Origin of the sequence: Rhodococcus cercidiphylli (assembly GCF_033042225.1) — a bacterium.
Lineage (GTDB): Bacteria > Actinomycetota > Actinomycetes > Mycobacteriales > Mycobacteriaceae > Rhodococcoides.
In genome coordinates this window covers 377,918-399,710 of the sequence record NZ_JAWLKE010000006.1, presented here as the reverse complement: position 1 = coordinate 399,710, position 21,793 = coordinate 377,918, and the positions used below count along the sequence as shown (strand labels likewise).

Annotated in this window: 24 protein-coding genes; 16 read left to right on the top strand and 8 right to left on the bottom strand. The window is 63.8% G+C overall.

The window, feature by feature from the left end; all coding sequences use genetic code 11:
• Positions 1-28: 28 nt before the first annotated feature.
• Positions 29-580, top strand: coding sequence for a YceI family protein (locus R3P95_RS17685; RefSeq protein WP_317549016.1), 552 nt, complete (start codon positions 29-31; stop codon positions 578-580).
• Positions 581-600: 20 nt separating this feature from the next.
• On the top strand, positions 601-1,350 hold the full coding sequence (locus R3P95_RS17680) for an SIMPL domain-containing protein (protein ID WP_316630335.1): 750 nt from the start codon (positions 601-603) through the stop codon (positions 1,348-1,350).
• Here the strand turns inward: R3P95_RS17680 and R3P95_RS17675 are convergent.
• The 3 genes from R3P95_RS17675 to R3P95_RS17665 all read right to left on the bottom strand — a co-directional run bounded on the left by R3P95_RS17675 (position 1,347) and on the right by R3P95_RS17665 (position 4,038).
• A complete protein-coding gene (locus R3P95_RS17675) occupies positions 1,347-2,456 on the bottom strand; it encodes a CaiB/BaiF CoA transferase family protein (protein ID WP_317549015.1) in 1,110 nt (369 codons plus the stop codon). The two genes, R3P95_RS17680 and R3P95_RS17675, sit on opposite strands and share 4 nt — an antisense overlap.
• 24 nt (positions 2,457-2,480) lie before the next feature.
• On the bottom strand, positions 2,481-3,362 hold the full coding sequence (locus tag R3P95_RS17670; RefSeq protein ID WP_317549014.1) for a dioxygenase family protein: 882 nt from the start codon (positions 3,360-3,362) through the stop codon (positions 2,481-2,483).
• Positions 3,363-3,624: 262 nt separating this feature from the next.
• On the bottom strand, positions 3,625-4,038 hold the full coding sequence (locus R3P95_RS17665; protein ID WP_317549013.1) for a hypothetical protein: 414 nt from the start codon (positions 4,036-4,038) through the stop codon (positions 3,625-3,627).
• A 125-nt stretch (positions 4,039-4,163) separates the two neighbouring features.
• On the opposite strand from R3P95_RS17665, the gene R3P95_RS17660 reads away from it, so the two are divergent.
• Positions 4,164-4,565: a GAF domain-containing protein gene (locus tag R3P95_RS17660; RefSeq protein ID WP_317549012.1), complete on the top strand. Its 402-nt coding sequence runs from the start codon at positions 4,164-4,166 to the stop codon at positions 4,563-4,565.
• On the opposite strand, the gene R3P95_RS17655 is transcribed toward R3P95_RS17660, so the two are convergent.
• A complete protein-coding gene (locus tag R3P95_RS17655) occupies positions 4,537-4,746 on the bottom strand; it encodes a hypothetical protein (protein WP_094634107.1) in 210 nt (69 codons plus the stop codon). The two genes, R3P95_RS17660 and R3P95_RS17655, sit on opposite strands and share 29 nt — an antisense overlap.
• 94 nt (positions 4,747-4,840) lie before the next feature.
• On the opposite strand from R3P95_RS17655, the gene R3P95_RS17650 reads away from it, so the two are divergent.
• From R3P95_RS17650 to fahA, 4 genes are all read left to right on the top strand, one after another.
• Positions 4,841-5,368 (top strand): MarR family winged helix-turn-helix transcriptional regulator, encoded by a 528-nt coding sequence (locus tag R3P95_RS17650; RefSeq protein ID WP_037187611.1) that lies wholly within the window; start codon positions 4,841-4,843, stop codon positions 5,366-5,368.
• 72 nt (positions 5,369-5,440) lie between these two features.
• Positions 5,441-6,634 carry a homogentisate 1,2-dioxygenase gene (locus R3P95_RS17645; protein ID WP_317549011.1) on the top strand — a complete coding sequence of 398 codons (1,194 nt, stop codon included), beginning with the start codon at positions 5,441-5,443 and terminating at the stop codon, positions 6,632-6,634.
• On the top strand, positions 6,631-7,419 hold the full coding sequence (locus R3P95_RS17640) for a hypothetical protein (protein WP_317549010.1): 789 nt from the start codon (positions 6,631-6,633) through the stop codon (positions 7,417-7,419). The genes R3P95_RS17645 and R3P95_RS17640 overlap by 4 nt, the downstream gene beginning before the upstream one ends.
• A 16-nt stretch (positions 7,420-7,435) precedes the next feature.
• Positions 7,436-8,602, top strand: a complete 1,167-nt coding sequence (fahA, locus tag R3P95_RS17635; protein WP_317549009.1) for a fumarylacetoacetase — start codon at positions 7,436-7,438, stop codon at positions 8,600-8,602.
• 7 nt (positions 8,603-8,609) lie between these two features.
• Here fahA and R3P95_RS17630 read toward each other — a convergent pair whose 3' ends face one another.
• Together R3P95_RS17630 and R3P95_RS17625 are read right to left on the bottom strand one after the other, a co-directional pair.
• Entirely contained in the window at positions 8,610-9,269 is a 660-nt protein-coding gene (locus R3P95_RS17630; protein ID WP_317549008.1) for an IclR family transcriptional regulator, read from the bottom strand.
• 94 nt (positions 9,270-9,363) lie between these two features.
• Complete coding sequence (locus tag R3P95_RS17625) at positions 9,364-9,903, bottom strand: gamma carbonic anhydrase family protein (protein WP_317549007.1); 540 nt, start codon at positions 9,901-9,903, stop codon at positions 9,364-9,366.
• Between the two features lie 174 nt (positions 9,904-10,077).
• Between R3P95_RS17625 and R3P95_RS17620 the strand changes: the two genes are divergently transcribed.
• The 3 genes from R3P95_RS17620 (at position 10,078) to R3P95_RS17610 (ending at position 13,636) form a co-directional block, all read left to right on the top strand.
• Entirely contained in the window at positions 10,078-11,301 is a 1,224-nt protein-coding gene (locus tag R3P95_RS17620; protein WP_317549006.1) for a CaiB/BaiF CoA transferase family protein, read from the top strand.
• A 1-nt stretch (position 11,302) separates the two neighbouring features.
• Complete coding sequence (locus R3P95_RS17615; protein ID WP_317549005.1) at positions 11,303-12,184, top strand: hydroxymethylglutaryl-CoA lyase; 882 nt, start codon at positions 11,303-11,305, stop codon at positions 12,182-12,184.
• 72 nt (positions 12,185-12,256) lie between these two features.
• Positions 12,257-13,636, top strand: a complete 1,380-nt coding sequence (locus R3P95_RS17610; RefSeq protein WP_094668638.1) for an SLC13 family permease — start codon at positions 12,257-12,259, stop codon at positions 13,634-13,636.
• 40 nt (positions 13,637-13,676) lie between these two features.
• Here the strand turns inward: R3P95_RS17610 and R3P95_RS17605 are convergent, their stop codons facing one another.
• Positions 13,677-14,189, bottom strand: a complete 513-nt coding sequence (locus R3P95_RS17605; RefSeq protein ID WP_094687568.1) for an Lrp/AsnC family transcriptional regulator — start codon at positions 14,187-14,189, stop codon at positions 13,677-13,679.
• Between the two features lie 207 nt (positions 14,190-14,396).
• On the opposite strand from R3P95_RS17605, the gene hppD reads away from it, so the two are divergent.
• Positions 14,397-15,602 (top strand): 4-hydroxyphenylpyruvate dioxygenase, encoded by a 1,206-nt coding sequence (gene hppD / locus R3P95_RS17600; RefSeq protein WP_317549004.1) that lies wholly within the window; start codon positions 14,397-14,399, stop codon positions 15,600-15,602.
• Positions 15,603-15,630: 28 nt separating this feature from the next.
• Here the strand turns inward: hppD and R3P95_RS17595 are convergent, their stop codons facing one another.
• The gene (locus R3P95_RS17595) at positions 15,631-16,116 is read right to left on the bottom strand and encodes an Lrp/AsnC family transcriptional regulator (RefSeq protein ID WP_032368670.1); all 486 of its coding nucleotides are present in this window, start codon (positions 16,114-16,116) and stop codon (positions 15,631-15,633) included.
• 158 nt (positions 16,117-16,274) lie between these two features.
• On the opposite strand from R3P95_RS17595, the gene pdhA reads away from it, so the two are divergent.
• From pdhA to R3P95_RS17570, 5 genes are all read left to right on the top strand, one after another.
• Positions 16,275-17,390 (top strand): pyruvate dehydrogenase (acetyl-transferring) E1 component subunit alpha, encoded by a 1,116-nt coding sequence (gene pdhA, locus R3P95_RS17590; protein ID WP_032388016.1) that lies wholly within the window; start codon positions 16,275-16,277, stop codon positions 17,388-17,390.
• Positions 17,387-18,391 carry an alpha-ketoacid dehydrogenase subunit beta gene (locus R3P95_RS17585; protein WP_317549003.1) on the top strand — a complete coding sequence of 335 codons (1,005 nt, stop codon included), beginning with the start codon at positions 17,387-17,389 and terminating at the stop codon, positions 18,389-18,391. The genes pdhA and R3P95_RS17585 overlap by 4 nt, the downstream gene beginning before the upstream one ends.
• On the top strand, positions 18,388-19,680 hold the full coding sequence (locus tag R3P95_RS17580; RefSeq protein WP_317549002.1) for a dihydrolipoamide acetyltransferase family protein: 1,293 nt from the start codon (positions 18,388-18,390) through the stop codon (positions 19,678-19,680). The genes R3P95_RS17585 and R3P95_RS17580 overlap by 4 nt, the downstream gene beginning before the upstream one ends.
• On the top strand, positions 19,677-21,044 hold the full coding sequence (gene lpdA / locus R3P95_RS17575) for a dihydrolipoyl dehydrogenase (RefSeq protein ID WP_317549001.1): 1,368 nt from the start codon (positions 19,677-19,679) through the stop codon (positions 21,042-21,044). Before R3P95_RS17580 ends, lpdA begins: the two co-directional genes overlap by 4 nt.
• Before the next feature lie 235 nt (positions 21,045-21,279).
• Positions 21,280-21,540 (top strand): hypothetical protein, encoded by a 261-nt coding sequence (locus R3P95_RS17570; RefSeq protein WP_316630317.1) that lies wholly within the window; start codon positions 21,280-21,282, stop codon positions 21,538-21,540.
• The last annotated feature ends 253 nt before the right edge of the window (positions 21,541-21,793 follow it).

Sequence of the window (21,793 nt, the reverse complement as noted above, 5' to 3'; positions counted from 1 at the left end):
GGTTCTGCAGGACCGATACAGTCGGGGTATGAGTACCGAGACCTGGACGCTCGACGCATCGCACGGCGGGCAGTTGGCTGTCCGGACGGATGTCACCGGAAAAGCATCCAAGATGGGGCATCGCCTCACGATTGCGGTGACCTCCTGGACCGCCACCGTCGAGTGGTCCGGGAACGCACCCACCGCGGTCGCCCTGGACGCCGAGGTGGGATCGATCGATGTGATCCACGGCGAGGGTGGACTGACGCCCTTGATCGGACCGGAGAAGATAGTGGCGAAAGCCAACGCGCTCAAGAGCTTCGACGCCGGCCGATACCCGTCGATCACATTCCGATCGACCGATATCACCGCCGTCGACACCGGATTTCGACTGACCGGCATTGCGGAGATCCACGGCGTTTCGAGGGAGGTCACCGTGGATGTGAACGTCACCGACCTCGGAGATCGGTGGCATCTCGTTTCGGAAACTGCTGTGCGTCAATCGGATTACAAGATCACACCGTATTCGCAGATGTTCGGAGCCATGAAGGTGGTCGACGAGGTCACCGTGACGTTCGACGCCGAGTATCGCAAGCCCTGAGTCTTTCCAATTCGCCTGTCATGGTGGACACTACGGCGATGAGTCGAAATCGATGGATGTTCGGATCGTGCTTATCGGCCCTGACGCTGGCCGTAGCGTTGACCGCGGGCTGCAGCAGTCCAGCGACCTCGTCTGCCGATGGACCTCCGGGAGTGAATGTCAACGGCGTGGGAGAAGTGCAAGGTGCGCCGGACATGTTGACGACCCAGATCGGCGTTCAGGCCACGGCCGAGGACGTCACCGCCGCCATCGAACAGGCGAATGCGGCCGTGAGTGACGTCACGGACGCGGTTGTCGCGGCCGGTGTCGCTCGCGAGGACATACAGACTCAGCAGGTGTCGATCGATCCGCAGTACTCCGGCGCACTGCCGGGCGGCACCTCGGCGATTTCCGGATATCAGGCCACCAATACCCTGCAGGTGACGGTGCGCGACCTGTCGAAGGCGTCCGCAGTGCTGGGCGACGCCACGTCGGCCGGCGGAAACGCGACCCGCATCTCCGGAGTCTCCTTCAAGATCGACGACAATTCCGAGCTGATCGCCGATGCCCGGTCCAGGGCATTCGCCGACGCCCGCGATCGCGCCGAGCAGTACGCGTCACTCGCAGGCGGAGAACTCGGGGACGTTCTGTCGATCACGGAGTCGATCACCGGCCAGGAGCAGCCGAGGTCGTTCGGCGAGTCCGCCACTTCGTTCGACACGGCAGTGCCCATCGAGCCGGGACAGCAGACCGTCAGCGTGTCCGTGTCGGTTAAGTGGGCGTTGAACTAGGTCCCGGCCGGCGGTGGCAGGCGGTAGTTCACCGGGGTGGCCGAGAAGTCCAGAGGATTGCGGACGCCGTCGGCCGCTGCTCCCGGAACCTGGACGCGCGGTTCGAGCCCGAGCGACTCGGCAAAAGCGAAGGCCTCGTCGATCGAATTGACCGGCCCCGCGGGGACGTTGCGGGCCATCAGTTCTCGGTACCATTCGTCGGCTGTACGCGACCGCAAAGCCGAGTTCAGGATGTCGACCAGCTGATCTCGATGTTCGACGCGCGCCGAGTTGGACGAGAAGCGCTCGTCTGCAGCCAGTTTCGGCATAGCCAGCACCTCCGCAAGCGCCGAGAATTGCCGGTCGTTGCCCACTGCCAACGCGAGCGGACGGTCGGCGGTCTCGAACACCTCGTACGGTACGAGCGACGGGTGCTTGTTGCCCATCGGCCGCGGTACGACGCCTGCCCCGAGATAAGCCGAGGACTGGTTGCTCAACGCGGACAGGACCGACGCCATCAGTGAGGTATGCACCTGCTGACCCGCGCCGGTGTTCGATCGATGATGCAGCGCCGCAAGGATTCCGCTGAGTGCGTGCAGTCCGGTGACGATGTCGACCATCGCCACTCCCACTTTGGTGGGCGTCGAGGAATCGGGGCCGGTGACGCTCATCAGACCGCCGACGGCCTGCACCACCAGATCGTATCCGGGCAACGCGGAGCCTCCACCGGTACCGAAGCCGGTGATCGAGCAGTAGATCAGACCGCGATTACGCTGCGACAACGTCGAATACCCCAGGCCGAGGCGGTCCATCGCGCCCGCTCGGAAGTTCTCGATCAGAATGTCTGCGCCCGAAACGATCTCCTGCGCCTCGGCTACGCCGCCCTCGGATTGCAGGTCGATGAACCTCGACGTCTTGTTGCGATTGACCGAATTGAAATACGTTGCCGTACCGGCAGAGTCGTACGGTGGTCCCCACGATCGGGTGTCGTCACCGATCCCGGGCCTTTCGATCTTGATGACCTCGGCCCCCATGTCGCCGAGCATCATCGTCGCGTACGGGCCTGCGAGTACGCGAGAGAAATCCGCGACGACAAGCCCTGCGAGTGGACCGGTGGCATCTGTCATCGGTCCACTGTATGACCTCGAGCTTTACGCGACGGCGAACGACCGCTTCGCCAAGCCGAATTGAAAGCCGGTGATGGCTGTGGTCACCGGAGCTTCCGGGTTCTCGGCGGCACCGAGCGTGACGAACAAAGGCGTGAAATGTTCGACGGTGGGGTGGGCATACGGCATACCCGGTGCGGCGCTGCGGAAGTCCGCCAACGTTGCGACGTCACCGCGTGACAACGCGTCGGCCGCCCAGAGATCGAAGTCCTCCGACCACGTCGGCACGGTGTTGGTGACGAAGTTCTCGCGCGAGAGGAACGGCAGTCCGTGCGTCATGAATCCGGAACCGATGACCAGCACACCCTCCGCGCGCAATTCTTTGAGCGCTGCGCCGATGGCCATCAGCCGGTCGGGAGCATGCGTCGGCAAGCTCAACTGGAGAACGGGGACGTCGGCGTACGGGTACATCACCTTCAGGGGAACCCAGGCACCGTGGTCGAGTCCGCGAGAGGTGTGTCGGTGCAGATTTTCCGACGGCGGGATTGCCGCGGCAACGCGAGCGGCCAAGGCCTCGGCGTCGGGTGTGCGGTATTCCATCGAGAAGTAGCGCTGGGCGAATCCGCCGAAGTCGTAGACCAGCGGGGTCGCAGCCGCCGATGCGGACAGGCTCAGCGGGGCCTCCTCCCAGTGCGCGCTGACGATGAGGATCGCCTTCGGCTTGGGCATCGACTGCGACCACGTGAAGAGTTCGTTCATCCAGAGGGCGTCGTCGAAGACCGGCGGTGCGCCGTGGCTGATGTACAGGGCGGGCATCGGCCCGTCGCTCGGGGTCCACATCTGCTGTGACCGGCTCGCGGGTGCGGTATCGGCGAGAAATGCGTCGAACGCTGCTCCCGCGACGGGCGGGTTGATCACAGATGTCATGGCGGGTCCTTCGAGTGTTTAACTTGAAGCTTCAAGTTACCACTCGAGTCGATTCATGACAACGCCACCTCGCGGGTAGACCTCGATCGCCGGTGACCTCAGCGTCCACTATTCGTGCCTGGAAGCCTTTTCCCGTTTGTGGGAGCGAATTGTGGACACTCACGTCAGTGCCGTGAGGCGTCGACGCACCGTATCGATGATGCGGTCCACCACGTCCGCGAGGTTGCTACCGCTACACCCAGCGTCCACGCCGAAGGCATGGCTACTCCACGACGACGCGACCACCGCCGGGCAGGTTGGGAGTGTCGGTGGTGATTGTCAGATCGACGCGACCGGCTCCGGTGTCGAGAGTGAGCGGCTCGGTCGATATTCCACCCGCCGAACCAGATCGACCGTTGTCGATGTTCGTCCACACCACGGTCACCGGAACCGGCACCATACTTGCCGCGGACGAGCCCATGTCTCCCGCGCCAGAAATGTTGCTCACGGTCGTCACCGTGACTTTCCCCGCCTCCGCACCCGTCGTTGCCGTGGCCTCGACCGGTCCCGACCCGAAGCTGATGCCGTGTTGGAAGAACACGAATGTCTGCACTGGGCGTAATTCGGTCGTGGTCGCGGCCGCAGCGATTCCTGCCGTCCCCAGAGTCAAGGCTCCCGCTGCCAACGGTGCCGCCACGAGGCGAGTGACTACTTTTCTCGAAAACACGATGCCCCCCATTTCGTTGAATTCGTCCGACGTCCGAGATCATCGTGCAACAGACCGAATGGTATGTAAACCCCTCGGGTCCTAAGCTCGAGTGCATGCCGAATGCCGTCTATCGCGCACCGATGCCGGACGGCGTCGAGCGCGCCCTCACCTACGGACTGTGTGGAATGGCGGCCGACGACGAACGCTCGCTACGACGCGTCGAGCGCTTCGAGCAGGTTCCGGACGGATCTTTCGTCTGGACGCGCACCGAGCATGGCGAGTTCTTTCTCGGGCGAATTTCCGGTCCTCTACGTGAGGATCGCAGCGCCGACGCGGTGGCGTCGAACATGATCTTCGTGCGGGACTGCGAGTGGACGAGCGAACCCGTTCCCGAGCGCGAGGTTCCCGCGGCGACACTGCAGACTTTCGCGCGCGGTGGCCGCAATTTTCAGCAGACTCACGACCCGCGGGTCGGTGCGGAGTCGGCTAGCGTGTGGCGAGCGCGAGGTCGTTGACCTGGGGATCCACCTGCACGACGGAGTAGCCCTGAATCTCGAACTTGTTCTCGCCCTCGGGCGGTCCGAGGACGGCACGGACGATCAGCGTTGCGGCGGCAGCGACGAGTGCGATCACGATGACCACTGCTGCCACGATCAGCAGGGTCCGTGGGCCACCGAACAGGTTCTTCGAGCTCATGGGTCCATCATGGCCCCTGCGGGATGAGACACGAATCGCGCGTGCGGAAGTAATAAAGGTGTTGATCAGATGAGTTCATGGCTACAGTGAATCTGTGACCGATTCACCCGAGCCCGATTTCTGGTCGTTCATCGAGACCGCCAACACCACGCTGGCCCGGGACTACGGGTTCGAGCATCAGCTGGCCACCGAGGTACTACTGACCCTGAACCGGGCATCGAACATCGTCACCTACGACCTCGAAGCGACGGTTCATCGCCCGCGAGGCTGGTCGTGGTCGTCGTTCCGGCTGATGTTCGTCACGTGGTTGTCGGGCCCGATCGAGCCCAAGCGGGCGGCCGAGCTGACGGGTATGAGCCGCGCGGCCGTATCCAACCTGTCCAAGACCCTCATCGCCGGCGGACTGCTCGCCAGTACTCCCGACGAGAAGGACGGGCGTTCGGTGCGCCTCGCCCTCACCGCCCAGGGGCACGACGAGATGGTCGAGGCGTTCGCCGAACAGAACGAACGGGAGAACGCGTGGGCCAGCGCGCTCACCGAACCCGAGCAGCGGATCCTGGTGATGCTGTTGACCAAACTCATCACCCACCGCAGCCAATTCGACGTCCGGGGACGCAACTGAGGGTTGCGTAGATCACGTTAAAATAGTTAATGTGTTTACTACAAGCGGTGAACACAACACAGGAGCGATGACGTGGCCTACTACCGGCAGCTCGGATCGGTACCGCCGAAGCGGCACACCCAGCACCGAACTCCCGACGGCAACCTCTACTTCGAGGAGCTGATGGGCGAGGAGGGCTTCTCCTCGGACTCGTCTCTGCTCTATCACCGCCACATTCCGTCGGCCATCGTCGACGCCACGGTCTGGGATCTGCCCGACCAGACAACGACCCCGAATCACCCACTGATGCCGCGGCACTTGAAGTTGCACGAGCTGTTTCCGGAATCCGTCGTCGCCGACACCGACGTCGTCACCGGTCGCCGGCTCGTCCTCGGCAACGCCGACGTCCGACTCTCCTACGTCGTCGCATCGAAAATCTCACCGCTGTATCGCAATTCGATCGGCGACGAGATGGTCTACATCGAATCCGGTTCAGCCACCCTCGAAACCGTGTTCGGAACCCTCGAGGCGCGGCAAGGCGACTACGTGCTCATTCCGCGTGCCACGACGCACCGCTGGATTCCCGACGGCACCCTGCGCGCCTACGCCATCGAGGCCAACAGTCACATTGCACCGCCCAAGCGCTTTCTGTCGAAGTTCGGCCAGCTGCTCGAGAACGCCCCCTACTGCGAACGCGATCTGCGCGGCCCCACCGAGCCTCTACTGGCCGACAGCAGCGACGTCGAAGTGCTTGTCAAACATCGTGGTTCGACGGGCATCGTCGGAACCCGATACGTCTACCCCAACCACCCGTTCGACGTGGTGGGATGGGACGGTTGCCTGTATCCGTACACGTTCAACATCTCGGACTACGAACCGATCACCGGCCGGGTGCATCAACCACCGCCTGCGCATCAGGCATTCGAGGGGGCCAATTTCGTGATCTGCAATTTCGTGCCACGCAAGGTCGATTACCACCCGTTGGCAATTCCGGTGCCGTACTACCACTCCAACGTCGACTCCGACGAGATCATGTTCTACGTCGGCGGCGACTACGAAGCCCGCAAGGGCTCGGGCATCGGGCAAGGCTCGATCTCGGTACATCCGGGCGGTCACGCTCACGGGCCGCAACCCGGTGCCTACGAACGCAGCATCGGTGCCGAGTTCTTCGACGAACTGGCCGTCATGGTCGATACGTTCCGCCCCCTCGAACTCGGCGAGGGTGCGCTCGCGTGCGAGGACACCGGCTATGCGTGGACGTGGGCAGGCCGGGGGCCGAACCGATGATCCCTCCGTTCTTCCGTCGCCTGTGCGACGACGCCGCCGCTTTCCCTCCCGGCAATGCGCCGCTCGATGTTGCTGTGGCACAACATCTCGAGCACCGGGCCAGTGCGTTCGCAGACCTCGTCGGCCCGTTGGTCGTCCCGATGGACCGTGTGGGCGAGCTGGACCTGGGTGCTCGGATGGAGGTGGCGTTGACCGCACCTGCCGGGCCGCGCAGTGTGGAGGCAGGCCTACGCGCCGCCGACCGCACGGCGGGCGTGACGGTCGTGTCCATCGAAGTCGCAGTCCCCCGAGGCACCGACATCGATGTGCTCCGCAACATCACTCAGGACATGGACATCTATGTCGAGATTCCCCGGGACTCCCGAAAAGACGACATCTTCGACGCCGTCGACGAGTTCGGGTATCGCGCCAAGTTCCGGACCGGTGGCGTCACGGCCGACCAGTACCCAGACGAACACGAGCTCGCCGCGTCGATCTACCAGGCGGCACAGCGCGAGGTCCATTTCAAGGCCACCGCCGGTCTGCACCATGCCGCGCGTAACACCGATCCGCACAACGGTTTCGAGCAGCACGGCTTCCTCAACGTGATTCTTGCGGCCGAAGCAGCGCACAGCGGCGCTCGCGTCGGCGAGCTCGAGAAGATACTGGCGATTCGAGACGCAGACGTCCTCGCCGGGCTCGTCGCCGGGATCGAGGGCCAGCGCGCCTTTGCCTCCTTCGGCACCTGCAGCATTCGTGAACCCCTGGACGATCTCATCCGACTCGGACTCGTCCCACCTCTGTGACCTAGGAGCGCCGCGCATGACGCACATCGACATTCCCGCCGATTCCGAGTTCGGAATCGACAACCTCCCCTACGGCATGTTCAGCACTCCGGGCACGAACGCCCGTGTCGGAGTCCGCTACGGCGACAACGTGATCGATCTATCCGCAGCTCTGGGTGATCCAGAATTTTCTTCGGCGAGCCTGAACGCGTTCATGGCCCGCGGACGCAGTCGGTGGGTGGAGGTCCGCTCGTCGGTCACCGACATGCTCGCCGGCGGCACGACCCCCGCGGAAGCAATCGTGCCCGTTTCCGACGTGACGATGCACCTTCCGTTCGAGCTGGCCGACTACGTGGACTTCTATGCCTCCGAGCATCACGCAGCCAACCTCGGCCGGCTCTTTCGCCCCGATGCCGAACCGCTGCTACCGAATTGGAAGCACCTGCCCGTGGCGTACCACGGTCGGGCCGGCACGGTCGTCGTCTCCGGCACCGACATCACCAGGCCTCGCGGCCAACGCAAGGCACCCGACGAGGCGTCGCCCACCTTCGGTCCGAGTCGGCGACTGGACATCGAGGCCGAGATGGGCTTCGTCGTCGGCGTTCCGTCCGACGGGCCAATATCGCCGGATCGGTTCTCGGACCATGTGTTCGGAGCCGTCATCGTCAACGACTGGTCGGCGCGCGACATCCAGGCCTGGGAGTACGTGCCACTCGGGCCGAATCTCGGCAAGAGCTTCGCGACGTCCATCTCGCCGTGGGTGGTACCCCTGCTCGCGCTGGAGCAGGCACGAACCTCGACGCCGGTTCAGGACCCCGAGCCGCTCGAGTACCTCCGCGAATCTCGTTCCTGGGCTCTCGATATCGACCTGACCGTCGTGTGGAACGGGCATGTCGTCTCGCACCCGCCCTACAGTGCAATGTACTGGTCGCCGGCTCAGATGCTCGCGCACGAGACCGTCAACGGTGCGACATCGCGAACCGGCGATTTGTTCGCCTCGGGCACCATCTCGGGACCGGAGAAGAATCAGCGCGGCGCGTTCATCGAATTGACCTGGGGTGGAGCAGAACCCGTGACCCTCGGAACGGAGACCCGAACCTTCCTCGAGGACGGTGACGAGGTTGTCATCGCCGCGAGTGCCCCAGGACCCAACGGATCTCGCATCGGCTTCGGTGATGTTCGGGGTCGTATCAAGCCGGCCTGAACGACAGCTACCAGTCGGACTGCACGATGAGGGACTGCTCGATTTCGAGTGCTGCGTCGCGCACGGCCTGCCCCCACAACACGCCGGCCGAGGTCGACACACGCTCGATCGGACCCGCGACGCAGACTGCTGCCACGATGCGGTCGTCTCGGCGGACCGGGGCGCTCACCGAGGTCAGTCCCGGTGTTCGCTCTGATACAGATTCCCACCACCCGAGTGCGCGGCTCTCGGAGTCGGCGTCGAGATCGCCGGCCAACACGTGACCGGCCGACCCCGCTCCGAGCGGAAGTAGCGCTCCTACAGGCAACGACGCGCGGAGTTCGTGCTGGGAATCCTCGGAGACCAAACACAACCGATGCGATCCCCGCAGTACCCACAGCTGGGCGGATTCTCCGGTCTCTTGCCGCAGGCGCCTGAGAATCGGTACCGCGAGCCCGCTGAGAGTGGAGGTGCCGAAGCGATCACCGGGATGCAGAAGACCGTCGTTGTCCCGGCGGAGCATCGAGTACCGCACCATCTCGCCGACCAGTCGATAGACCGTCGATGCAGACAGGCCCAGTATCTTGGCGAGGTCACCGGTGGTTCGCGGACATGCCTCGACGGCATTGAGAATCGCCGCGGCCCGGGCCAGCACCCCGGTAGTGGTGTCGGCGCTACCGTCCGTCACTGCTGTCGACCTCCGTTTTCGATTCCCGTACAGCATCGGCTACATGGCCGACACTGCTTACGCAGCATAGGTGTCGGACCGGTCCGTGACGCTGTCAGCAGGGCCGAGCGCCACGATGGACGCCGGCCAGATCGCGGTAGGTGAGCGCGTTGGCTGTGCAGTGCTCCACCTCCTCGTCGGTCAGTTCCCGCCGAACCTTGGCAGGGACACCGGCGACCAATGATCTCGGTGGGATCTGTGCACCTTCCGTCACCAGTGCACCTGCGGCAACGAGACAGTCCTCTCCCACCACTGCTCCGTTCATGATGACGGCAGCCATGCCGACCAAGGTTCCGTCGCCGACGGTGCAACCGTGCAAGACGGCATTGTGTCCCACACTCACGTTGCGTCCGATCGCAAGCGGGAAGCCCGGATCCACATGTGCAACAACACCATCCTGAATGTTGGCCCCACCGCCGATCGTGATCTCCTCCGAGTCGGCCCGTAGAACGGCCTGGTACCAGACACTGCTGTCCGGCCCGAGATTCACTCGTCCGACGAGCGTCGCAGTGGGGGCGACCCACGCGGATGCGTCGACGGTAGGAGATCCGCACTCGAGCGCGAGCAGCATCGACCCTGGGTTCTTGTCGGTCATGATCTCCTGTTTCCTTCCAGCGGCACGAATATCTGAGAAATCCACATCACAGTGGTTGTCATACGTGATCCAGCACACTATGGTCATTCCTATCAGAAGATAATGCCTTTATCAAATAATGATAATCGGCCATCTTCACTCTGACTTACTACGTACTGCAGGGAGTGACCACCGGTGTCCATCACCACTGAGAACGGCCCTTTGCACGGAATCCGTGTGATCGAGCTGGGCAATTTCATCGCTGCACCCTTCGCGAGTCGCCTTTTCGCCGACTTCGGTGCCGACATCATCAAGATCGAACGCCCCGGCGTCGGCGACGAACTCCGCGGCTGGCGTCGAAGCCGCGGAGACACCTCCATGATGTTTCGAACCATTGCTCGCAACAAGCATTCGGTGACTCTCGATCTGCGTACCGACGAAGGCCGCGATCTCGCGCTGAAGTTGGTCGAGACCGCCGATGTCGTCGTGGAGAACTTCCGGCCCGGCACCCTCGAGCGGTGGGGCCTGGGACCCGACCGACTACAGGAAGCCAATCCCGACGTGGTCATGGTCCGTATCTCGGGCTACGGCCAAACGGGCCCGCATCGAGACCGGGCCGGATTCGGCGGGGTTGCAGAAGCATTCGGCGGATTGCGCCATGTCACCGGTCACGCGGATCGCGAGCCCGTTCGGCCCGCAGCACCCATCGGCGACGTACTGGCCGGATTGCACGGTGCCGTCGGCGCTCTCGTGATGCTCCTGGCTCGCGAACGAAGCGGGGATCATTCCCGGCCCAAGGTTGCCGACGTCGCACTCTACGAGGCGGTGTTCATGGCCATGGAATCGCTGGTCCCGGACTACGACGCATACGGCACGGTTCGCCAGCGCACAGCGGGCAATCTCCCCGGCGTGGTCCCCAGCGGCATCTATCCGTCCCAGGACGGCAGCGTCATGATCGCCGGAAACTCGAGCAGCGTGTTCGGACGGCTCATGACCGCGGTGGGCCGAGCAGACCTGGCCGCCGACCCGGAACTGGCGAACGGCGACAAACGATTTGCGCGCGAGGCCGAACTCGACGGAGCCATTTCCGACTGGACGTCGGTAAGGCCGACAGCTGTTGTCGTCGACGAACTCGGTGCCGCGGGCATTCCCGTCGGAGAAGTGTTCGACGCAGCTCAGATCGCCGACGACGAACACTTCGTCTCACGCGGGATGGTCCAACCTCTGAAAGTCTCTGTGGAACAGGGCAGTACCGAGGAAGTGCGCTTTCCCGGAGTGGTTCCGCGATTCGGCAACGAAGCGACCGCCGTGAGGTGGGCCGGACCGGACCTGGGCGAGCACACGGACGATGTCCTCGGCCGCATGCTCGGACTCACCGAGGAGCAGCTCGACGATCTCCGCGCCAGGAAGGTGATCTGACATGCCTCGCGTACACATCACCGACGTCTATCTCCGCGACGGATTGCAGGACGAGAAGTGCATCGTCCCCACGGAGGACAAACTCGCCGTACTCGACGCCACCCTCGCGTCGGGCATCACGACCGTCGAGATCGCCTCGTTCGTTTCTCCCACCCGAGTGCCGCAGATGGCCGACGCCGAAGAGGTCGTCTCGCGTGCACCGCGCCGATCCGATATCCGTTACACCGCATTGACATTGAACGGACGGGGAGTGCACCGGGCCGCCGAGACCGACATCGATGTCATCCAGGTCGTCACCTCCGCCAGTGAGGGCCACAGCCGCGCGAATGCCGGACGGTCGTCCGAGGACGCTCTGCAGGATCTGCACCGTGCAGTCGCGGCGCATCCGGATCGGACGTTCATCGGCGGAGTCAGTACCGCTTTCGTGTGCCCGTTCGACGGCATCATCACGCCCGCACGGCTCGTCGAGGTCTGCACGCGCATGGCCGACATCGGCGTATCGAGCCTCGGTCTCGCGGATACCCTCGGCATCGCGACCACCGACCAGGTACTGGCCGGAGCCGACGCCGTCCGAAAGGCATTGCCCGAGTTGACGATCAGCCTGCACCTACACAACGCTCACGATCAGGCCCTCGAGACAGCGGTTCGTGCAGTGCTCGACCTCGAGATCGAGTACTTCGACAGCGCGCTCGCAGGGTACGGCGGTTGCCCCTTCGCCCCGGGCGCGCACGGAAACCTGGCCACCGAGCAGCTCGTCGACAGGTTCCATCGCGCCGGAATCGACACCGGTATCGACACTGCCGCTCTGGCCGCCGCTGCCGATCTCGCTCGTTCAGTGGTCGATCGCGCTCTTCCTCTCCCCACTTCTGCTTCCGCTCTCTGATCAGGCGGGCCCCGGCCCGCGCATCGCCGCTTCCCTGCGGCACAACCTCATCCTCCGTCCGAAAGGCCAGCCATGGTCTACGCAATCTCGATCATCGCCCTCATCGCAATCTTCACGGTCGCGACGATCACCCCCATCAACATGGGCCTACTGGCCTTCGCCGGCGCCTTCCTCATCGGTGGCGCGATATCCGGCATACCTATCGAAGACATCATCGACGCATTCCCAGGTAGCACCTTCATCATCGTCGGTGGCATCACCTTGTTGTTCGCCATCGCCAAAGCCAACGGAACCATCGACGTCGTGATCGACCGATCCCTCCGACTCGTGGGCGGACGGCGCTGGGCCATCCTGTGGATGATGTTCCTGCTGTCCGGCCTGCTGATGGCCCTCGGATCCGTGCTCGCCGTCGGCATGCTGGCACCGATCGCGATGCCGCTGGCCAAGCGCAACAACATCAATCCCTTCCTGATGGGCATGGTCGTCAGCCATGGCGCGCTCGCCTGCTGCTTCTCCCCGATCAACCTCTACGGCGCTTTCGTCAACGGCTTGATGGACTCCACCGGTGTGGGCTCACATCCGCTCGCGCTGTTCCTCATCCCGTTCGTTCTCAACACGCTGATCGCACTGGTTCTCTTCCTCGTTCTCGGCCGCGACCTGATCAAAGACCGCACGCGTGCGTTCGATGTCCAGGATCTCCGCGACCAGGAGGGCGGGCTGCCGGTGCCGTCAGGACCGCGTCCGGGCAACACCGGGTTGCCCGAGGGCAGCGGTGGCGGAACCGCCGTGCAAGTCGAAGCCGATCCGATCGAAGCAGCCTCGGTCACAACGGTTCCCGATCAAGCCGTTCCCCTGACTCGAGTGCGCGTACTCACGCTTCTCGGTATTGCCGCCCTGGTTCTGCTGTCCGTGACCTTGGGCGTCGACATCGGCGTCAGCGCGATCTGCGTGTCGGTCGTGTTGTTGCTGCTGGCACCGAAGACTCATCCGAAGGTGGTCGACAACATCGCCTGGCCCGCCGTGGTTCTGGTCTGCGGTGTTCAGACGTACATGGCGGTCATGACCCAGAACGGTACGCTCGGATTCCTCGGCGACGCCGCCTCCGCCCTGGGATCACCACTGCTGACGGCACTCATCCTGTGCTACGCGGTGGCAATCATCTCGGCGTTCGGATCGTCGATCGGCACCATCGGTATCGCCCTCCCACTCGCTGCACCCATGCTCGCCGCCGGCGAACTGGGAGCCATCGGATTCGTTGCCGCCATTGCATTCTCGGCGACGGTGGTGGACGTGAGCCCGTTCTCCACCAACGGCGTGATGGTCCTGGCCGAGGCACGAGTGGACGACAAAGCCCGATTCCAGCGAAAGATGTTGGGTTACTGCGGACTCGTCGTTCTCCTCGCTCCTCCGACCGTATGGTTGCTGACGGTGGTCGGGCCTTCGATGACCTGATTCGAGAGCCTCTTCGGCCCCTGCCTCGACGCGGACGTGCTCAGTCGCGCGTTCGTCGATAGGCAGGGGCCTTCGGCGTTCTCTCGGGCTCGGCAGTGTTCAGCAACGGCATCGCTCGAAACTCGACCAGTTCCGAGAGCACGACCACACTGGTGGACCGTGCGATCGTACGAGACTGGTTGAGCACGATCAGAGTTCGCTGCAGATCGTCGTGCGAGGCGGCCGCGACCCGGCACAGGACGTCGCCGGCACCGGTCGTAGCGAATGCTTCCAACACCCCGGGTATTTGCTCCAGAACAGCGACGACGTCACCGAGAGCGCCCTGGGCGATCTCCAACGTCACGAACGCCTGAACGCCGTAACCTGCTGCAGCCAAGCCGATTCGAGGCTGATACCCCCTGATGACACCGGTGTCCTCCAGTCGCTGCAGACGGGCCGACACAGTCGCACGCGCAACACCGAGCGTCCGCGACAGCTCGAGCACGCCGATCCTCGAATTGTCATGCAGCGCAGCGAGCATCGCCCGGTCCAACTCGTCCAATGTGGATTCCATCGCGCACCTCCCATTTTCTGTACGAATTGTATAGCAAGCCGCGCATTCTCCTGACCCATCTGTACAGCTCAGATAGCACAAGGTCGGTCGATTGACACCTCTTACCGGCGATGTTTGGGTCATCAGGACAGTTCGCTCAGCTCGAACCGAAGGCGGCCGATCCCCTCGTCGCCGCGCCCGAGCCATCACACCAACCAGGGAGCCTTCATGAGCCTCGACAGCATTCTCAACGACGACGAAAGATTGGCCGATCTCGATGCAGATCAGCTTCGACAGCTCGTCGGCCTGGTCGAGTACGACGACAAGAAAGATCCCTTTCCGGTCAGCGGTTGGGACGCCATCGTGTGGGTCGTCGGCAACGCGACGCAGACCGCGCACTTCTTCCAGTCCGCGTTCGGCATGGAGCTCGTTGCCTACTCCGGCCCGACAACGGGCCAACGTGACCACCACGCGTACGTGCTCAAGTCCGGCGCAGTGCGTTTCGTCATCAAGGGAGCCGTCGATCCCGACAGCGATCTGGTCGCCCACCACACCCGCCACGGCGACGGCGTCGTCGACATCGCGCTGGCCGTGCCGGATGTGGATCGATGCATCGAACATGCGCGGGCCCAGGGCGCGCGAGTACTGCAAGAGCCGACCGACATCTCCGACGAGCACGGCACAGTCCGCACCGCGGCCATCGCGACCTACGGCGACACCCGGCACACGTTGGTGGACCGCTCCCGCTATACCGGCACCTACCTCCCCGGCTATGTGCCACGCACGTCGACGTTGCAGCGACCGGAAGGCGCTCCCAAGCGCATTTTCCAGGCTCTCGATCACGTGGTCGGCAATGTCGAGCTCGGAAAGATGGACGAGTGGGTGGACTTCTACCACCGCGTCATGGGCTTCACGAACATGGCCGAGTTCGTCGGGGCCGATATCGCCACCGATTATTCGGCGTTGATGAGCAAGGTCGTCTCCAACGGCAACCATCGGGTGAAGTTCCCGCTGAACGAGCCGGCCATCGCCAAGAAGCGCTCACAGATCGACGAGTACCTGGATTTCTACCGCGGCCCCGGCGCACAGCATCTGGCGCTCGCCACCAACGACATTCTGTCCTCGGTCGATGCCCTCCGCGCGGCGGGCGTCGAATTCCTCGCCACCCCCGATTCGTACTACGAGGATCCCGCACTGCGAGCCCGTATCGGTAAGGTCCGAGTGCCGATCGAAGAGTTGCAGAAGCGCGGAATTCTCGTCGACCGAGACGAGGACGGGTACCTACTGCAGATCTTCACCAAGCCGCTGGTCGATCGCCCGACGGTGTTCTTCGAGATGATCGAACGCCACGGCTCGCTCGGCTTCGGCATCGGCAACTTCAAGGCACTGTTCGAGGCCATCGAACGTGAGCAGGACGCTCGCGGCAACTTCTGACCCGTACCCCGAACGACGCCGCCCACTGTCAGCGTTCGGTGGGCGGCGCAGTTCGTCCCAGACCACCTCGGTCCTCGTCGAAGATCAACCACGTGCGCGTCGCCCGGACGCCGTCGAGCGATTGCAGGCCCTCCAGCACGACTTGCCGCAGGCTCTCGTTGTCGGGAGTCCTGATGAGTACCAGCACGTCGAAATCCCCTCCGAGCAAACTGAAGTGGTCGACGAATTCCATCGACCGCAACCCCTCGGACACACTGCGCCACGAATCCTGACGGATCGACAACGCGATGAACGCCGAGGTCCCTAGCCCGGACGCCCCGTGATCCACCTGCACGGTGAACCGTTCGATGACACCCGCATCCTTGAGCCTGTCCACCCGTGTATAGGTATGTGCCCGAGAGAGATTCAATCGATCGGCCAGCACCCGCATCGAGACCCGCCCGTCGGCAGTCAGCTCGGCGAGGATGCGACGATCCGTGTCGTCCAATTCCACACGTCTCGAGACGTCGTCCATTCGTCCGCTCCTACCTGGTGGTTCGCTACGCCGATCCGACAGATAGTCAGTTCGTACCTGAAATGTCGGCAATATGTCTGCAATCCTACGACCATTGGACTTCTTCCTCACCGATTCGGCCAGAATCACCGTACAAGCCGATCTCAGGAGAATGCCCCATGACGACCGTCGAGAAGGTTCCGGCAACGTCCTACCAACAGTTCATGCCTGCCGACCGTCCCGTGCAGTACCTCGCACCCGATGGGACGGGCGTGGACAGTGCCGCCCGCTACGCACACCCGTCGAACGAGCGCCTGCTCGAGATGTACCGCTCGATGGTGCACGGCCGCCGATTCGACCAGCAGGCAACGGCATTGACCAAACAGGGTCGGCTTGCGGTCTACCCGTCCTCCCGCGGCCAGGAAGCCTGCCAGATCGCCGCAGCCCTCTGCCTGGGTGAACAGGACTGGATGTTCCCGACGTACCGTGACTCGATGGCTCTCGCGGCGCGAGGCGTCGACCAGGTGGAGCTGCTCGGCATGCTCGCCGGGTACTGGCACTGCGGCTACGATCCCACCGCCTACAAGGTCGCTCCCCAATGCACTCCTCTGGCAACACAATTGCTGCACGCGACCGGTTTCGCCTACGCCGAGGCCAAGCAGGGACGAGACACCATCGCCCTCGCGTTCTGCGGTGACGGAGCAACCAGTGAGGGCGACTTCCACGAGGCCCTGAACTTTGCCGCGGTGTTCCGCGCACCTGTGATTTTCCTGGTCCAGAACAACGGATTCGCCATCAGCGTTCCCCTCGCGCGTCAGACTGCAGCTCCGTCGTTGTCGCACAAGGGTGTCGGCTACGGCATCGGCAGCGAGCAGGTCGACGGCAACGACCCGATCGCGATGATGGCCGTGATGGACGAGGCCGTGAAGTACGTCCGAGCAGGCAAGGGACCGGTGGTCGTCGAGGCGCACACCTACCGCATGGACGCCCACACCAATGCCGACGACGCCACGCGCTACCGCAAGGCAGACGAGGTGGAAGGGTGGCTGGCCCGAGATCCGCTCTCGCGCCTCGATTCCTACCTGGAAGCCCAGGGTCTGCTCACCGACGACCTGCGCGAGCAGATGACGGTATCCGCCGACGCGGATGCCGCGGCACTTCGCGCGGGCATGAACGTCGAGCAGGACGTCGACCCCGAGGATCTGTTCCGGTTCGTCTACTCCTCCCCCACCCCCGGCCTGATCGAACAGCGAAATCAGGTCGCCGCCGAGATCGCAGCAGGAGAACTGTCATGACCACGATGACCATGGCCGGAGCCCTCAACGCCGCCCTGCGCGACGCGTTGACCGAGGACGAGAAGGTCGTCGTGTTCGGCGAGGATGTCGGCACGCTCGGCGGCGTCTTTCGTGTCACCGACGGACTGACCCGAGACTTCGGTGACGATCGTTGCTTCGACACCCCGCTCGCGGAGTCCGGCATCGTCGGATTCGCGATCGGCATGGCGATGTCGGGCTACAAGCCCGTCGTCGAGATGCAGTTCGACGCCTTTGCCTACCCGGCTTTCGAGCAGATCGTGTCCCATGTTGCCAAGCTGCGCAACAGAACTCGCGGATCACTCACCGCGCCGATGGTCATCCGCATCCCGTTCGCGGGAGGTATCGGCGGCGTCGAACATCACTGCGACTCGTCCGAGGCCTACTACGCGCACACCCCGGGCCTGAAAGTCGTCTCCCCGTCCACCGTCGCCGACGCGTACTCGCTGATGCGTGACGCCATCGCCGATCCCGATCCGGTGATCTTCCTCGAACCGAAGCGGCTGTACTTTTCGAAGGACGACATCGACCTGACCAAGACCGAGCCGATCGGCACCGCCGTCGTGCGCCGTGCCGGTACCGACGTCACGCTTCTCGCCTACGGCCCCACCGTGTCGGTGGCTATGCAGGCCGCTGAGTTCGCGGCCGAGGACGGCCGGAGCGTCGAGGTGGTCGATCTGCGGTCGATCAATCCGTTCGACGACGAGACTGTCGCGGTCTCGGTACGAAAGACCGGACGCTGCATCGTGATTCAGGAGGCGCAGGGCTTCTCCGGTGTCGCCGCGGAGATCGCCTCGCGGGTATCCGAGCGTTGCTTCCATCACCTGCACGCTCCGGTACTCCGAGTGACCGGACTCGACATTCCCTACCCGGCACCGAAACTCGAGCACTTACACCTGCCGTCCGCCGACCGCGTTCTCGACGCCATGGACCGACTGCAGTGGAACGATGCTCCCGACCTCAGCAAGGCGGTCACGGTATGAGCATGCAGGTGTTCCTGCTCCCTGATCTCGGTGAAGGACTGACCGAGGCCGAGATCGTCGAGTGGAAGGTCAAACCCGGCGACACCGTCACCATCGATCAAGTTGTCGTGGAGGTCGAGACAGCGAAAGCCTCCGTCGAGGTGCCCTGCCCGTTCGAGGGTGTTGTCGGCGAACTGCATGCGGCCGAGGGCACGTCACTCGCCGTCGGTGCTCCCCTGATCAGCATCACCGGCGGCGCCGTCGCCGACGTTCCCGCTGCCCATGAGCGATACCGCGAGGAAGAACGCGCCGGCTCGGGGAACGTACTCATCGGCTACGGAACCGGACACGGCCCTACCGGACGACGGAAGCGGAGTGCGGCTCCGCCGCAGTGGCATGAAAAAGTGCCCCAGGGGGCACACAGGAGCGCAGCCGGCGGAGCGACCAGCGAACAGAGCCGCACCACTGCACCTAAGGTGCTCTCCCCCATCGTTCGGAGCATGGCACTGCAGGGCCGGCTCGATCTGGCGAGCATCGAGACAGCCGGCGGCCACGGAGTCATCACCCGTGCGGACGTGGAACGGGCACTCTCCACCAGCGTTCCCACTACCGACGGCGTTACGCGGATCCCCATCACCGGCATCCGTAAGACCATCGCAGAAAAACTCTCTCGCAGTCGCTCGGAGATTCCCGAGGCCACCGTCTGGGTCGACGTCGACGCGACGGCTTTGCTGCAGGCCCGTCGCGACCTCGATGCCTCCATCGACGGCGTCAAGGTCACGCTGCTGGCGGTCCTCGCCAAACTCACCATGATCGCGTTGGCCAAGTTCCCCGAGCTGAACAGCACGGTCGATACTGCCGCGGGCGAGATCCTGCGCTACGAGAACGTCGGACTCGGCATCGCCGCGCAGACCGACCGTGGACTGATGGTTCCTGTTGTGCCGCAGGCGGACAAGGCCGATCTGAAGGAACTGTCCGAGCGGTTGGCCGAGTTGACCGAGCTGGCGCGAACCGGTGCCCTGCCCGCAGCCCGGCTGAGCGGGGGAACGTTCACCCTCAACAACTACGGGGTGTTCGGGGTCGACGGCTCGGCTGCGATCATCAATCATCCCGAGGCCGCGATCCTGGGTATCGGACGCATCATCGACCGCCCGTGGGTGGTCGACGGCCAATTGGCCGTGCGCAAGGTAGCGCAGCTGTCATTGGCTTTCGACCACCGCGTGTGCGACGGCGGAGTGGCCGGCGGGTTTCTGCGCACTGTTGCCGATTTTGTCGAGAACCCCGTCGTGGCACTGGGATCCGTTCGATGAGCGACGTGGACGTTCTCATCCTCGGTGGCGGATCCGGTGGGTACTCCTGCGCCCTGCGCGCCGAGCAACTCGGCCTGACGGTCGCATTGGTCGAGGAGGACAAGCTCGGTGGCACCTGCCTACATCGCGGGTGCATCCCCACCAAGGCTCTGCTGCACACGGCCGAGGTTGCCGACGCGGTGCGCGGTGCGGCGCATGTCGGCGTCACTGCTTCGTTGACCGGTGTGGATATGCCTATGGCTCTGGATTACCAGCGAAGTGTCGTCGCCGGGCTCTACTCAGGGCTGCAAGGTCTGCTGAAGCGTCCGGGCATCGAGATCGTCTCCGGCCGTGGCCGGGTGGTCGGTCCTCGCACCGTCGAGGTGGACGGTCGACGCATCACCGGTGCCTCGCTGGTTCTCGCCACCGGGTCGTACTCACGCACCATCCCGGGTATCGAACTTGGACCTCGTGTTCTCACCAGCGACGGTGCGTTGGCACTCGATCGAGTTCCGGAATCTGTCGTCGTACTGGGCGGCGGGGTCATCGGTATCGAGTTCGCCAGCATCTGGGCCTCTTTCGGTGCCAAGGTCACCGTCGTCGAGGCACTCGATCGCATCGTTCCCGGTGAAGACGGGTGGTCCTCGAAGCAGCTGACCAAGGCATTGCGCAAACGCGGCATCGACATTCGTACCGGCACCAAGGTCGAGACCGTCACCGAATCTTCCGACGACGTTTCGGTGGCCCTGTCATCCGGGGATACTCTTTCGGCCGATCTCGTCCTCGTATCCGTCGGTCGCGGACCGCGCACCGACGGCTTGGGTCTGGCCGAGCAGAGCATCGCCACCGAACGTAGCTTCGTCACTGTGGACGACAACCTGCTCACCACCGCAGACCGTGTCTATGCCGTCGGCGACATCGTGGCGGGGTATCAGCTGGCTCATCGCGGTTTTCAGCACGGCATGTTCGTTGCCGAACACATCGCCGGTCTCGCACCCGCACGGATAGACGGCGATCTCGTTCCGCGCGTGACCTATTCGCATCCCGAGGTTGCGTCGGTCGGTCTCACCGAGAAGGCCGCGGAGGAGAAGTACGGAACCGTGACGTCGGTGGTCTACGACCTCGGCGGCAATGGCAAAAGCCGCATTCTGTCCACCGCAGGCGGAGTCAAGGTGATTCGCGCACGCGACGACGGCCCGGTTGTCGGCGTCCACATCGTCGGTGACCGCGTGGGCGAACTGATCGGTGAGGCGCAACTCGCGGTCGCGTGGGAGGCACTGCCGTCGGAGGTCGGGACCTTCGTGCACGCGCACCCCACGCAGAACGAGGCACTCGGTGAAGCGATGATGGCACTGTCGGGACGGCCGTTGCACGCGCATAGCTGAGCGGGAACGGCAGGTCCCAGGGCCATGGCCTTTTCGAGGTGAGGATTCGGTCGGTGCCGGTCCGTGAACTCGCCGCCCATGCAGACTGCGTGGGGTGACGAGAGCGGGTCTCAGCCCGGCCGAGATCCTCACACCTATCTGATGGCGGCGGCCCTGTGCGACGAAAGTGATGTGCCGGAATGGCGCAACACCATGGAACAGGTCCGCCTCGTGACCGAGCCCAAGGTGCACTGGCATGGAAGCAGTCCCGAGCGCCGCAACCCGCGTTACGCTGGAATCGGGAGGAAACCAGGACCGAAGTGATCTCGATCTACTTCAGAAGTTCCGCGCACAAAAAGTGGTTACCTCAGGTCTACGTCTGCATCACAGCGTCGGTCGAATCGAACCTGCGCTCTGGGTGGCCGACACCGTGTGCGGAGCGGTGGTACAAGACCGCGTGGGAAACAGCAGCTATCTGGACAAGATCAGCGATGCTGTCGAAATCCACCACCTATGACCCTGAAACGACGCAAGCCACAGACCTCGTCATCCGGCGAGTGATTCTGTGGCTCACTTCCAGCCCCACCTCGATGGGGCGGCAAGAACTTCAAAGTACCGGGGCGAGTTACGTCGGCGCAACCATCGACAGCTGACACGAAGTCCCGCTGTCTCGATTATTCGACGTCGCTACTTCATCAGGAATCGCATCAGAGCAGTTCTGCACCACGGTGGACCGCCCAGTAAACAAAGAAGGCCCCGAAACCGCATCG